Consider the following 13,552-nt stretch of genomic DNA (forward strand, 5'->3'; position numbering starts at 1 on the left):
ATCAACATTGTGGGCGACCACCCGATGACGCTTAAGTTCCAGATTTCAGCAAGAAAGCTTAAATTAGGCAATGCCGAGCACCTTAACGACTGGCCGAAAGCCTAAAGAGAGGTTGAAGGCGTAAGGTGAACGCTAACCACTACCTCTAAACAGTTTAGTGAAGAGGGTTTAGTGTTTAGGTAAGTGAAGCACCAACCGCCCTACGCTCAGCTCTAAACTCATTTCATTTTTCAAAAACATTAAAACTTTACTACAATGGCATTCAAAACCCGTTTAAACTTAGGATCAAAAGAATTTGATGTACTACAGTGCAGCTTTTCATTAAATAGAGATGTTGACGCAAAAGGCCGTCCATCATCAGGTGTTTATGGAGGTACCATCCACATCGAAATCGAATCAACGGAAGATACTTCTGTAATCGAATCAATGGTTAACAACCAGTACAAGCCACTCTCGGGAACATTGGTTTTCAAAAAAGGGGAAGAAGATGCGAAAATGAAGGAACTTTCTTTCGAAGATGGCTACATCATCCAGTATAACGAAGGTATTGCGGTAAACGACAATACCCCAATGACATTAAGTTTTGTGGTATCTGCCCGTAAGCTAAAGCTGGGCAACGCAGAACACGAAAACGATTGGCCTAAAGCTTAATTTCATTAAAACCGTTACCAGTTACGGGCCAAAAGGCTAGAGCTGGTAACGGTTTTTGGCTTTAGAGGTGTGATATAAGGCGCTAGTTATGGCTACTGATTTAGAATACATTAAGCTGTTTAATTCCTGTATAGTATCTCCGATGAAATCGGTTGAGATTAATCGAATTATTGATGATAAAATCATAAGCAATAAATCAAGATATCAGTCTGTAAGGAATAAATTACTCAACTTAAAAGAATATACCTATCGCAATACCTGTTTTGTAACCGAACCGGATGATTTATTCCTTAAGCGGAATCCTAAAATTGGCAATAGCTTTTTTAGCAGATCATTTTTAGATCATAGTGTTTTTTCCGAAAATACAGGCATTCCCTGGTATTTTATTGCCTGTGTACATTATAGGGAAAGTAATGCTGATTTTACCAAGCACCTGCATAATGGCGATCCGCTTAGTGGTTTTACCAGGCAACATCCAGCCAACAGGCCAAAAATTAATCACGGACCACCATTTACTTTTGAAGAAAGTGCCGTTGATGCCTTAAAAATACGCGGCCTTGATAAAGAAACAGTTTGGTCTTTGCCAAAAGTTTTGCTGCGTTTGGAGCAATATAACGGTATAGCCAAGGCCTATCAGAATAATAATATTAACTCGCCTTACCTGTGGGGCAGTTCTAATCTTTATACTAAGGGTGGCTTTCCTCGAGATCATTTTTTTAGTCTCGATTATGTAAATAAGCAAATTGGAACGGCCGTTATTTTGAAGGTGATGGAAAACAGGGGTTTAATCAATATTCCCAGGCAGTAATATGAAAACAAGTGGCATACTGTATTTTTCTGTAATATTCTTGCTTTTTTCTTGCGGGGCAAAGCATGATGAGCGGCAACCGGATAAAACCAGCAATACCGATACTGTGGAGGAGAAAGTAGATGCTATTTCTGTTGAGGTAGGTTCACTCGAGAAACTGGCTGCTAATATGGTAGCCTCTAGAGAAAGTTACCTAAATGATGGGAAAACCGAGGCGGAGGCGGAAGAAGCATTTATAAAAGCATTTGTTGACTCGTTAAAACAACCAAAGACTTTTAAGACAGACTTTGCCAATCTTAAGAAATATGAGATTAATGTTTTAAATGCTGATGACCATAAACTTAGGGTATTTTACTGGCTTTCTCCCTATTCCGGAACGATGTGGCATGTGCAGAACATTATTCAATACCAAGATGAAAATAATATCGTAACCGCAGCTTCATTTAATCAGCTTTATGAGGATAAAGATGACGAAGGTAGTCCTACACCTTTTTTTGGACACATATATAACTTAAATACATCACCCCAGAAAACGTATTTACTTACAGGTTATGGGCAAATGAGCGGGACCGAACCTTACGGGGTTAGCCATACTTTAGTAATCGATCATTCAAAATTCAGTATTAATAAACCGCTGTTTAAATTGGAAAAAACGCTTAAAACCCAATTATTTGCTTCTGCAGATCTCAAGGAAGGGCAAAGTAAGGAAAAACTTAGGGCGCAACTAGCAATGATTTATAATCCTCAGGATAAAACCATTAGTTATCCAGAGGTTAACGAAACCAAAAACGGATCTGTTTTCAGTGGAAAAAGAAACGTTTTAACATTTCGGGATGGAATGTTCAAGTAGTACAACTATTATTTAATCCGCATGGAAAAGAAATTAATCACCGAAATTAACATAGAAAATAAGGCAATTACCCACTTTGCCTCATTTAGTTTAAAGCAGGCTTTTAATGCACATCATTATTTCGAGCTGCGGTTTAACCACGATCAAATAGGTTCGCCGGGGATGATCAGCCTAAATGATAGTCGTGATTTTGTAGGTAAAACCTTAACCGCGTCATTTGGCTACGATACTGGTAGCTTGCAGGGCTTTGCTGGCCTGGTAACTAAAGTAGAACTCGCGCAAAGCCATGGGTATCATGGCGTGTTGATTGTAAGTGGTTATAGCCCAACTATTCTGATCGATCGCGGTCCTGATTTAGGTTCTTATCTCGATAAGGATTTGAATACAATTGTAAATCTTGCTACCTCAGATGTACCTTCAAACGATATTAAAATTGTGGCCAACGCCACCAGAAAAGAGCCTATTGATTATTTGATCCAATACCGGGAAAGTGATTTTGATTTTCTGAACAGACTTTCAGGCGAATACCATGAGTGGTTTTACTATGATGGTAAACAACTTAATTTTGGGAAACCGGATGACCAGAAAGAAGTTGCCCTGATTTACGGTCGCGATGTGCAGAATCTACAATATGCCATGGAAATTGCGCCGATCAAGAATAAACGTTTTGCCTATAACCCAAAACAGGATGAGATGTTACAGAGCGAAAGTAGCGGGCAGAGCAATGGATCGCCTGATCTGGCACACGCCATACAAGTTTCTAACGCGACATATAGCAAAACTTTCAATCAACCATCTCTTATCCGGGTAGACAATAGCAATGATATTAAAAACCATGTTCAGAATGAAGAAAAGGCACATATCAGCAATTTATTGAAGGTAAATGCAAGTGGAGACAACGCTGCTTTGAGTATTGGCAGTATTGCCGAAATTACGATGAGTGTGAGAAAAGAGCTATCGTTCTCTACAGAAAGCATGGGTAAGTTTCTAATTACCAGTATCAATCATGATATAGATGGTACAGGTAAATATTATAACACTTTTGAAGGAGTGGTCGCTACAACAGAGCGCCTTTTGGTAAAAAACTACAGTAAACCAAGCCCGGATATGCAATTGGCAGATGTAATAGACAATGCAGATCCGCAGGGACAGGGCCGGATCAAAGTGAAATTTAAATGGGAATGTAAAACCAATGATGTAACGGAGTGGCTGCGGGTAATTACGCCAGATGCCGGAAGCAGTGATAAAGTGAGCAAAAACAGGGGTTTTGTATTTATCCCCGAAATCGGAGATCAAGTGGCTTTAACTTTCGAAGAAGGCAATATTGCCAGGCCAATTGTATTGGGCTCGGTATTTCATGGTAAAAGTGGCAGTGGCGGCAGTGCCAGCAATAACAGCAAAAGTTTAACTTCTAAAAGTGGGCATACCCTAACCATGGATGATGGTGCTGGTATGGTTATGAAAGATAAAGACAGCAATTTTATCGAGCTTGATGGGGCTGGTAAAGCCGTTTTCGAAACCAAAGAATCGATCCTGATTAAATGTGGGGAGAGCAGCATTTTTATGGATAAAACAGGAAAGATCATCATTAAAGGGAAGGATATTTTAACACTTGGAGAAAACATCGGAAATTCTGCTACAACCAGTATTGGCATAGGTGTGGGGCCAGAAGATGGAACACCAACCTCTGGTATTGGGATAGAATCACAAACCCTGGATATTGGCACTAAAACGCTTTCTATGAGTGGTGAAACAGAGGCCAATCTGGCTTCTAAAAAGATTAATGTGGGAGGCGAAAGCGAGACAAATATCAGCAGTGGAAAGATTAATCTAAACTAATTTCGATCCTAAAGTTCAATGAATCCGATACAACTGGAACTGTTTAAAATAGATAAACAATGGCAACAAGTAGTAAGGCAACATCCATCAGAAACCCTGTTTTTATGCCTTGGAGAGCGGCATGAGGTAAACTTATTCGAATCATATTTTAAATACCAATTAACAGAAGAAAGCAGAACCAATGATATGTTCCTGCTCCATTATCAGGAATTCCAGAACAAAAATGATTACGGTAAAAATTTGGTTAAAGAATGGAAAGAGATTTTTGACTTATGGCAGAAAGATACAAAGGCTGGTGTTGTTTGGGATGTTGAAACGGGCGAAGGGCATAAAAATTATAAAACCGATGCTTATTTCCCTGTTAGGGCTTTAGTACGGTTGTGCAACCTCTACCCCGATTTAAAATTAAAGAAGATATATGTTCAACTGGCACCAACTTCCATTAACGATGTAGCTGGGCTATCTGAATGGATTAATGAATGGTGTAGCTGTGTTAAAGCATTTGATAACCCTAATATTAAACTGGTTTATACCGAGCACCATATACACCGTACTTTAAAAAAATTAAAACAGGGAACCGAATTTAGGATCAATATTGATGTTAGCCAGTTGATGCAGAATGCCGCGGCACACACTAACCGAGAGAAGAATGATCCTGAAGCCGATTACCAGCAGCAGATACTAACTGCCAGTAATTATTTGAGCAAAGGCAAACACGAGCAGGCCAATGCGGTTCTGGAACGGGCAATTGTTATCGCTCAAAAACAAGGGCTGCACGAAGCAGTAGTGGCCGCTAGGATTATGCTGGCACAGAGTTTAGCGGTAAAAAACAAAAAAAACGAAGCACGCCAACAATACGAACTGGCTTTGGCCCGTGCCGGAGAAAACACGCTGTTAAGTGCACACATCCACATGAGCTTTGGGAGTTTCTTACTGGCACATTCGGGTAAAGATGAGGCTAAAAAGTATTTTGAAAAGGCAATTAAAATAGCAGAAATTATAGAGAATGATTTTATAGCAATGGAATGTACCCGATTGCTCGGACAGCTTTCTGAAAGTAAAATAACAGGTTCGGCAAAAGCAATGGGTTATTATTTGAAGTGTTTAGAAATTGCCCGGAAAATGCCGATTGAAAAACGGCGACAAAGTTCGATGGCTTATACCGCATCGATCATGTTAAAAAAATATGGAGAAGAAAGTCCAGAGGGTAAAAAACTAGATAGGGATATGCAGCAGGATTATGGAGAAGACTGGAAGTCGATGGCAGAAGTACCAAAAAACCACGCCAATCCTTTATCGTAAAAAATATACGGATGAAAAAAGTAAAAGCGAGTAAACCGAATATGTCTACCGATAGGTCGATCAGCTTGTCTGCAAGCTTAACCAAAGCCGAACCAAAAGCAGTTAGTGGTGGCGGAAGTGTCGCCACGGGGAGTAACCCTCCTGCGGCAAAAAGCAGCTTAAAGCTTGTAAAGGCCAAAAAGCCTGCAATGGCTAATACAGCAGTACAGCATGTAAGCAAACACTTTGATGTGGTATTGGCGATCGATTTTCACTGGACAACTATTCCCATCCCGCCATCTTTCGGCTTTATTCCCTTGCCTTTACCCCATCCGTTTATTGGTATGGTGTTCGATCCGATGGATTACCTGCATTTTAGCATTCCCATTCCAAAATTTGCACAAGGTTTAATCGGCGCGGCCAGTATTCCCATGGGAGGATCCATTTATGTTCATGGCAGGCATAAAGCTACCACAACCACGACGGTAATGGGTGTTTTGTTGCCTTTTAGACATATCAGTTCTCTTCCAGTATATTTTATTGTAAATATACCCGGCTCACCACATGAAGGAGAGGTGTATTGGGGCTCTACTACAGTGAAAGGGCAGGGATCCGAAATGAGTGGATCTAATCCAGGGCAGGTACTTACCTGCTGGTGCCCACCAATGGGTTTAAAACCACTGCCAACTGTACCAGGAAAACTTAAGAAAAATCCATTGGCCTATTTCGCCTTTTATAGCGATTTACTAAGCATGTACGTACAAATTAATACCGGTAAACCTGTGTTGGTTGGCGGTACATTTGCACCACATAATTATACGCTGAAAGAATATTTAATGCGTTTTGCAGCCATTGGTATTATGAGGGGACTGACCAAATTGGGAGGAGCTCTAGCAAAAGGGGCCTTAAAAGGTGTAAATAAACTACTCCAGCGAATGTTGGGTAAGACAAACCCATTATCAAAAAAACTTTGCCATTGGGGTTTAGAACCGGTTAATTTTGTTACCGGGGCTATGTTTTTCGAATGGACCGATTTTGAACTTCCTGGTGGCCAAACACTGGCCTGGAATAATGTATGGCGTAGCGATAAGCCATATACGGGCATGTTGGGCAATCAGGTATACAATAATTACGACCTTTATATTTACCCTGATCCTGAAGCTGGAATTGTAGGTTTTAGCCACCCTACCGAAAATATGGTGATGCCTCTGCCTTATATTGAAGCATATTCAGGTAAACGGTACGACCGTGCCCAGAAACTCTGGATGGAAAGACCTGACGAAAATACCTGGATACTTACCATCGGTCGGGATATTTATACTTATACACTTTTTAGCGGTGGGCCGGATGGCGATATCTATCGTATAAACCAGATCGGGTATACAAACGGTACCAGCCTCATATTTTATTATCAAAAACAGCTTTTAACAAGGATTGTAGAAAACTCAGGTCGTGTACTCGAAATGCACCATAACGAGGCTGGTACGGCGATTAAAGCAGTTTACTATCAATATAAAAATACCAGCGACCTGTTGGTGAGCTACGATTACGACCAGCGTGGCAATATCATCAAAGTGTATGATCAAGCTGGTAAAGCCATCAGCTTTGAATACGATGAGTTTAACCGCGTGGTAAAAAGAACCAACCGGAACGGAATGGTTTATTTCTGGCGGTATGATGAAGAGGGCCGGGTAACCCATACCGAAGGTAGAGATGGCGTGATGAGCGGATCGTTACGTTATTTTTCTGAGGAAGGGTATAATGAAGTATACTATCGCGATGGTAAAGTAGAGCGTTATTACTATGATGAAAACGATCTGGTTTACAAAAAGGTTGACGGCATGGGCGGCGAAACCTGGTTTGAGCACAACCGTTACAACGAAGAAAAAATGATTTCCAGTCCTGAGGGTAGGGTTATCGGCTATGAATACGACGATCGTGGAAACATTGTTACATACCATACCACAGATGGTGAGCAGTATCAATATGCATACGATGAAAACAATAACCTGATTCTGCGTAGCGATCCTGCTGGATCAAATGAAACCTGGTTGTACAATGAACAGAACCAATTGCTTAAACATGTTCAAAAAGACGATCGTATAATCGATTTTTATTATACCGAAGGGCAGCAATTACCGGTATTTTGCCGCGATAATGATGGACATGAAATCCATTGGACTTACAACGCGCTAAACCAATTGATCGAGTCGGTTTCGAGTGATGGTAACCACCGCAACTGGGTTTATGATGATTATGGCCGGTTGATCCGTTTTAGTCCGGATGGTGATCAAACCACCATTTGGGAACGTGATGATATGGGCCGCGTAACGCTGGTAAAAGATTTTGGAGAGGAAGCCTTACGTTTCGAATACGATGCCTACGATCTTCCAGTTTACGCTACTGATGGCCGAGAGGAGTGGCACATGGCCTATACCCCCATGGGTAGCCTAAAAACGCAAAAAAGAAGTGGCCATTTATCCCATCAAAATATTCAGACACTTCATTTTACCTATGATCAGTGGGAAAACTTAAAAGCCATTACCAACGAAAAAGGCGAAGAATATATCTTTTTAAGGGATGCGAATGATAATGTGGTGAAAGAAATCGGCTTTGATGGGCAAGCGCAACAATATATCCGTAACCAAGACGGACAGATTATTAAAACCATACAGGCCGATGGTAAGGCCATTTACCATAATTATGACCTGAGTGGCCGATTGGTATATAGTAGCTATGAAGATGGTACTTACGAGGCCTTTCAATATAATAAACTAGGTTTGCTTATTGCTGCAGAGAACGAACTTTCTTCGGTTAATTTTAAACGGAACCCACTGGGTATGGTTACCCAGGAAATACAGGATGGCTACCAGATCAATTATCAATACGATGTTTTTGGCAACCTGACCAGTTTAAAAAGCTCATTAGGAGCCGATATTAAATATGATTATGACGACATTGGTTATCTGAATGGTATTGCGGCTAAGAGTGGCGGATCAGCCCAGTGGGCGGCAAGTATTGGTCGCAATAAAAACGGACAGGAAACCAGCCGCAGTTTAAGCGGAGGGATTAGGGCTACATTCGATTATGATCACGAAGGTCATCCCGTTAGTCAAAAGGTTGAAGCCAATCGTTCCATCACCGCTTTTAAACAGTATGGCTGGGGACCAAACGATAAACTCAACAGCTGTTTAAACAGCATTACTGGTGGAAGTATCAATTACAGGTATGATACTTTCGGCAGCCTGTCATCAGCAAGTTATACTGATGATGGTAAGGTGATCTATAAAAATCCAGATGAAGTAGGGAGTTTATATAAAACCGCCGACCGGAGCGACAGGCGATACGATAAAGGTGGCAAGTTGCTTAAAGATGATCAATGGTATTATCGTTACGATGCAAAAGGCAACCTCGTACAAAAAAGCAAGCGTAACATTATTGGCCTGAAAAAGCAAGAAGCTGCTAAACCAGAAGATAATGGTTTATTTGATAAAAAATTAAATTGGGGAATGGCCAACCCCGACCTTCCCGAAGCTGAAGCGTTGGATATCTTAGCAGATTCTGAACCCGATTTGCCAGAATGGAAAGAAGGCGACTGGGCTTATGCCTGGGCCACTAATGGAATGATGAAGGCTGTTAAAAATCCACATGGCAAAGTCATCAGTTTCGAATACGATGCCTTAGGCAGAAGGAAAGCTAAAATTGTTGAAAAAACGGTATATCGTTATGTATGGGATGGGAATTTATTGCTCCACGAATGGCATTACCCTTTAAGCGAACGGCCAAACCTGGTGGTTAATGAAGATGGATTGCTTAGTTACGATAAAACGGAACCAGTTAGCAACGATCTGATTACCTGGGTGTACGATCAGGTTAAATTTACGCCAAGTGCCAAAATCGTTAACGGGCAGTATTATTCTATTATCAGCGATTATATGGGTACTCCTGTACAGGCTTATGATGATAAGGGGAAAAAAGTATGGGATTGCGAACTCGATATTTACGGGAAAATCCGTAAACTGAGTGGTAACCGGGAGTTTGTACCGTTCAGATATCAGGGGCAGTATGAGGATGTAGAAACGGGCTTGTATTATAATAGGTTTAGGTATTATGATCCGGAGCAGGGAAATTACATTTCTCAGGATCCGATTGGTTTGTGGGGCGGTAATCCTTCAATTTATGGTTATGTATTTAATAGTAATGATGAAGTAGATGTATTTGGCTTAAAGACCTTTCAGCAGGCATTGGGTGATTACGGCGAAAAATGGGTGAAAGAAGCTTTGCAAAATTCGAACAAATATTCCCGTGTATTCCAGGTTCAAAATGCCTCTGGCCACGGTATTGATGTGGTGGGTATGCGCCATGATGGAAAATTTGATATTTTTGAAGTAAAAACTAACATTTCAGGAAATGTAGGTAATTTGTCTGACAGGCAATTAAATTCAAGAGCATTTATAGATGATATTTTAAAAAAATCAGATATCAAAAAATTTGGTCTAAGCCGGGCTGAGTCTGATAGGATATTAGCTAATATTGGGGATAGAAGAGTGGTAGATGTTTTTGTTGGTCGTGGTCCAAAAGGAAGATTTAAAGTAAAAAGTGCTTTAGTGTCTGATTGGGATGAGGTGTCCAGAGTACAAAAAGCTAAGAGTTCATGTCACTAAGAAGAAAAGAAAAATGATAGATAATAAAAAAAAGTTGATTAAGCATTTTGAGTATGTGTTAGATATATCGTTTGATGAAGAAGAATTTATTAATGATTTTTTTCTTGACTATATACAAAAAGGAACTATCGAGTTTAAAAAGAAGTTAATTGTATTTGGAGAGGAGGAGGAAATTATGTTTGACTCCCTTTCTGTTATAGAGAAAAAGGTTCATGGTTTTACCATTCCTGAATCTATTGTGAAATTTGCTCAAGTGGCCGATAAATCGAATTATATAAGTTTGATTACTGCATATTATCAAAATTCATTGCTCCTGATTAAAGCATCTCACCAGAATACGTTTATTAGTGGGATGTTACATACAGATTTAGCTTTAGCAACGTTAGTAACTATAGCTTATTTTCCTGAAAAAGCTAAATATTTGGCAAAGCATCTTCTTGATTTTCTAATTGCTACTGAAGAACGATTTAAAATTTACCCGGACAATTTGGAATTTGGTTATAGTAGCACATTGTACTTAACCTCTTGTTTATTAGGGCAATTAGGGCATGCTGATATTTCTTCTAAAATTCTGAGCTATTGTAAACCTCCCATTACAGATTATAAAATGGCTGTTAGTGAGCTATATACCACTAATACTGATTCTATAAACGAATGGATAAATGGTATGTGCAAATTTCACATGGCCAATAGTAAAGATGATTTAACATTAGCATTTAATCGCGAACACTGGCAGTACTTCCCAATAGAAATTATAACGCTCCTGCAATTGCGTTCACAACAGGGTTTGCCGATTGATTTTATTACACATCCTTTATTAAAAGATTTTCTGCCTTTTATAGCACAGACACTTCCTATTCCATTGGATGAAACGACCCAAAAACTGGAAAAACGGATTTTGGAAAAATAGAAATGATGTTAAAAGTTGCTAAAGAGCGTAAGCTAAACCTTATCCTTTAGCAATAATTTAATCACGTTCTTTAATGCCGGGTTTCGGTTAGATTCTTTCCAGATCATATACAGTTCCGTTCTTTGCGGAATATGGGTAAGCTCTACAAACTTCACATTTTCCTGATAGCCATATTGCAGGGCGGTGGGCACAATTGCAATACCCAAACCTTCTTCTACCAGTTTGTAAATGGTGAGCGCATTGACTGATTTGTGGTATGTTTTGGGTTTAAAACCATGATCTTCACAGATACTCATCATCAGGTCGTAATAGAAAGGGCTGTCATCACTCGAGAAAAAAATGAAAGGCTCATCACCGAGCTTTTTTACCGCTTCAAAACTTGCTTTTTCCATCGGGTTACTTTTAGGCAATACTAGCGAAAAGGTATCCTGATGGATCATGTGTTTAGAAATACCAGGTTTAAACTGCTGAATTCTCACAAAGCCTACGTCGAGCATATCTTTTTCTAATAACTCGATTTGTAGTTTATTAGGCATTTCATCCAAATTGGTTCTAATTTCAGGAAAATCTTTGTTCAGCTTAAATATAACTTCGGGTACAATTTTTTGAGCCGCAGAGCCTAAAAAGCCAATGCGGAGTTCGCCTTGTTTGCCCTCGTTAATATTGCTGATCTGCTTTTTAATGTTTTCAATATGTCCGAACAAAAAATCAACCTCTTCTTTCAGGTAAACGCCTGCTTCGGTAAGCGTTACCTTTTTCTTATTACGATCGAATAATGGAGCATTAAAAATTTCTTCCATCTGTTTAATCTGCCGGCTTAGTCCCGGTTGCGAAATAAACAGGCGGTCGGCAGCCTTTCTAAACTTCAGTTCCTCTGCCAAAACCTGAAAATATTTTAAGTGCCTAAGCTCTATCTGATAACCCATGGTTATTACATGATGATGTAATTAGTATTTATAGGTATCAAATATAGGGCTTATTTTTGTTTAAAACCTTTTTGATATGAGTGAGCAACAGATTTTTAATTACGGAACAGATCATTTAACCGCTAAATTAGCGCTAGCTATCAGCAACGGCCAAATAAAGGGAGTATTGAGTCTGCGTACCCGCGAGAAAGTATTGGAAAGTAGTAAGGTAGTTGAGCGGATAGCGGTTTCGGGTAAAGCCGTTTACGGTATCAATACGGGTTTCGGACCACTGTGCACCTCCATGATTTCTGCGGTTGATACCCGTAAATTACAAGAAAATATTCTGAGAAGCCATGCAGTTGGTGTAGGTGAACCAATAGATAGTGAAATATCAAAACTGATGTTGGTATTAAAACTACAGGCTTTAGCTCAGGGATACTCAGGTATTAAAATCGAAACACTCGATCGAATGATCTGGTTTTTAGAGATCGGTGCTACACCAGTAGTGCCCAAACAGGGGTCTGTTGGCGCCTCTGGCGATCTTGCCCCTTTATCTCATCTTTTTTTGCCTTTAATTGGTTTAGGGAAGGTTCACTACAAAGGCGAAATTATTGCCACCGCGCAGCTCTTACAAGAATATCAGATGAGTCCACTGCAATTGGGGCCAAAAGAAGGCCTGGCGCTAATTAACGGCACCCAGTTTATCGCGGCACATGCCGTTAAAGTGGTACAGCGATTAGAAAATGTACTGGCTTCGGCTGATATTATTTCGGCAATGATGATTGAAGGACTACAAGGTTCTGAAAAGCCTTTTCATACACAACTTCACCAGCTTAGGCCTTATCCGGCAAATATAGCGGTGGCAGAACAGATACGTAAACTGTTACAGGGTTCAGAAATTATGAAATCGCATGCCGATTGTGCCAAAGTACAGGATCCATATTCGTTAAGATGTATTCCGCAGGTACATGGCGCTTCCAGAACGGCATGGATGCACTTAAAAGAAACTTTAGAAATCGAACTCAATTCTGTAACCGATAACCCAGTCATATTTAATGACGACTTAACGATCAGCGGGGGTAATTTTCATGGCCAGCCATTGGCCTTACCGCTTGATTATGCCTGTTTAGCGGCATCAGAAATCGGAAACATCAGCGACCGCCGGATTTATCTTTCCTTAGAAGGAAATACGACAGGTGTGCCTAAACTCCTGATGCAAGAAACCGGATTAAATTCTGGTTTTATGATCGTTCAATATACCTCGGCGGCCTTGGCCAGCGAAAATAAGGGACTTTGTTTCCCGGCCAGTGCCGATAGTATTCCCACTTCTTTAGGTCAGGAGGATCATGTGAGCATGGGGTCGATCAGTGGACGTAAAGCCCTGCAGGTAATCGAAAATGTAGAGAAAATCCTGGGAATTGAACTGTTCTGTGCTGCACAAGCTATTGATTATCATCATCCATTAAAACCAGGCAAAATACTGGCTGCGGTACACGATTTTGTACGTACTGAAATTGATCATTTCGAAGAAGATCAGATTATGTACGATAAGATGGAAAATGCCATTCAAATGGTACAACAAGGTAAAATTGTTGCCGTTGCAAGCAAGGCCGAATCAACATTAAATTAAGCATTTAAAAT

Annotated in this window: 10 protein-coding genes; 9 read left to right on the forward strand and 1 reads right to left on the reverse strand. The window is 40.2% G+C overall.

What is annotated here, in order from left to right; genetic code table 11:
• The first annotated feature begins 9 nt into the window (after nt 1-9).
• The 8 genes from tssD (HDC90_RS05735) (at nt 10) to HDC90_RS05770 (ending at nt 11,003) form a co-directional block, all read left to right on the forward strand.
• Nucleotides 10-105: a type VI secretion system tube protein TssD gene (gene tssD, locus HDC90_RS05735; RefSeq protein ID WP_370576572.1), complete on the forward strand. Its 96-nt coding sequence runs from the start codon at nt 10-12 to the stop codon at nt 103-105.
• Nucleotides 106-255: 150 nt separating this feature from the next.
• The gene (gene tssD / locus HDC90_RS05740; protein WP_025141860.1) at nt 256-651 is read left to right on the forward strand and encodes a type VI secretion system tube protein TssD; all 396 of its coding nucleotides are present in this window, start codon (nt 256-258) and stop codon (nt 649-651) included.
• A gap of 88 nt (nt 652-739) precedes the next feature.
• On the forward strand, nt 740-1,459 hold the full coding sequence (locus HDC90_RS05745) for a hypothetical protein (RefSeq protein WP_184464778.1): 720 nt from the start codon (nt 740-742) through the stop codon (nt 1,457-1,459).
• Between the two features lies 1 nt (nt 1,460).
• On the forward strand, nt 1,461-2,309 hold the full coding sequence (locus tag HDC90_RS05750; protein ID WP_184464780.1) for a hypothetical protein: 849 nt from the start codon (nt 1,461-1,463) through the stop codon (nt 2,307-2,309).
• Nucleotides 2,310-2,330: 21 nt separating this feature from the next.
• Entirely contained in the window at nt 2,331-4,148 is a 1,818-nt protein-coding gene (locus tag HDC90_RS05755) for a type VI secretion system Vgr family protein (RefSeq protein ID WP_184464782.1), read from the forward strand.
• A gap of 18 nt (nt 4,149-4,166) precedes the next feature.
• On the forward strand, nt 4,167-5,450 hold the full coding sequence (locus HDC90_RS05760; protein ID WP_184464784.1) for a hypothetical protein: 1,284 nt from the start codon (nt 4,167-4,169) through the stop codon (nt 5,448-5,450).
• Nucleotides 5,451-5,461: 11 nt separating this feature from the next.
• A complete protein-coding gene (locus tag HDC90_RS05765) occupies nt 5,462-10,093 on the forward strand; it encodes an RHS repeat-associated core domain-containing protein (RefSeq protein ID WP_184464786.1) in 4,632 nt (1,543 codons plus the stop codon).
• Between the two features lie 13 nt (nt 10,094-10,106).
• Nucleotides 10,107-11,003 carry a hypothetical protein gene (locus HDC90_RS05770; RefSeq protein WP_184464788.1) on the forward strand — a complete coding sequence of 299 codons (897 nt, stop codon included), beginning with the start codon at nt 10,107-10,109 and terminating at the stop codon, nt 11,001-11,003.
• 32 nt (nt 11,004-11,035) lie between these two features.
• On the opposite strand, the gene HDC90_RS05775 is transcribed toward HDC90_RS05770, so the two are convergent.
• Nucleotides 11,036-11,929, reverse strand: coding sequence for a LysR family transcriptional regulator (locus tag HDC90_RS05775; RefSeq protein ID WP_184464790.1), 894 nt, complete (start codon nt 11,927-11,929; stop codon nt 11,036-11,038).
• A 76-nt stretch (nt 11,930-12,005) separates the two neighbouring features.
• Between HDC90_RS05775 and hutH the strand changes: the two genes are divergently transcribed.
• Nucleotides 12,006-13,541: a histidine ammonia-lyase gene (hutH, locus tag HDC90_RS05780; protein WP_184464792.1), complete on the forward strand. Its 1,536-nt coding sequence runs from the start codon at nt 12,006-12,008 to the stop codon at nt 13,539-13,541.
• Nucleotides 13,542-13,552: the final 11 nt, after the last annotated feature.

It is taken from the genome of Pedobacter sp. AK013 (assembly GCF_014205835.1).
Taxonomy (GTDB): domain Bacteria; phylum Bacteroidota; class Bacteroidia; order Sphingobacteriales; family Sphingobacteriaceae; genus Pedobacter.

What these genes read in the sequence shown, in the direction of transcription:
- tssD (WP_025141860.1), top strand. Translation starts at nt 256, where the DNA reads ATGGCATTCAAAACCCGTTTAAACTTAGGATCAAAAGAATTTGATGTA.
- HDC90_RS05745 (WP_184464778.1), top strand. Translation starts at nt 740, where the DNA reads ATGGCTACTGATTTAGAATACATTAAGCTGTTTAATTCCTGTATAGTA.
- HDC90_RS05750 (WP_184464780.1), top strand. Translation starts at nt 1,461, where the DNA reads ATGAAAACAAGTGGCATACTGTATTTTTCTGTAATATTCTTGCTTTTT.
- HDC90_RS05755 (WP_184464782.1), top strand. Translation starts at nt 2,331, where the DNA reads ATGGAAAAGAAATTAATCACCGAAATTAACATAGAAAATAAGGCAATT.
- HDC90_RS05760 (WP_184464784.1), top strand. Translation starts at nt 4,167, where the DNA reads ATGAATCCGATACAACTGGAACTGTTTAAAATAGATAAACAATGGCAA.
- HDC90_RS05765 (WP_184464786.1), top strand. Translation starts at nt 5,462, where the DNA reads ATGAAAAAAGTAAAAGCGAGTAAACCGAATATGTCTACCGATAGGTCG.
- HDC90_RS05770 (WP_184464788.1), top strand. Translation starts at nt 10,107, where the DNA reads ATGATAGATAATAAAAAAAAGTTGATTAAGCATTTTGAGTATGTGTTA.
- HDC90_RS05775 (WP_184464790.1), bottom strand. Translation starts at nt 11,929, where the DNA reads ATGGGTTATCAGATAGAGCTTAGGCACTTAAAATATTTTCAGGTTTTG.
- hutH (WP_184464792.1), top strand. Translation starts at nt 12,006, where the DNA reads ATGAGTGAGCAACAGATTTTTAATTACGGAACAGATCATTTAACCGCT.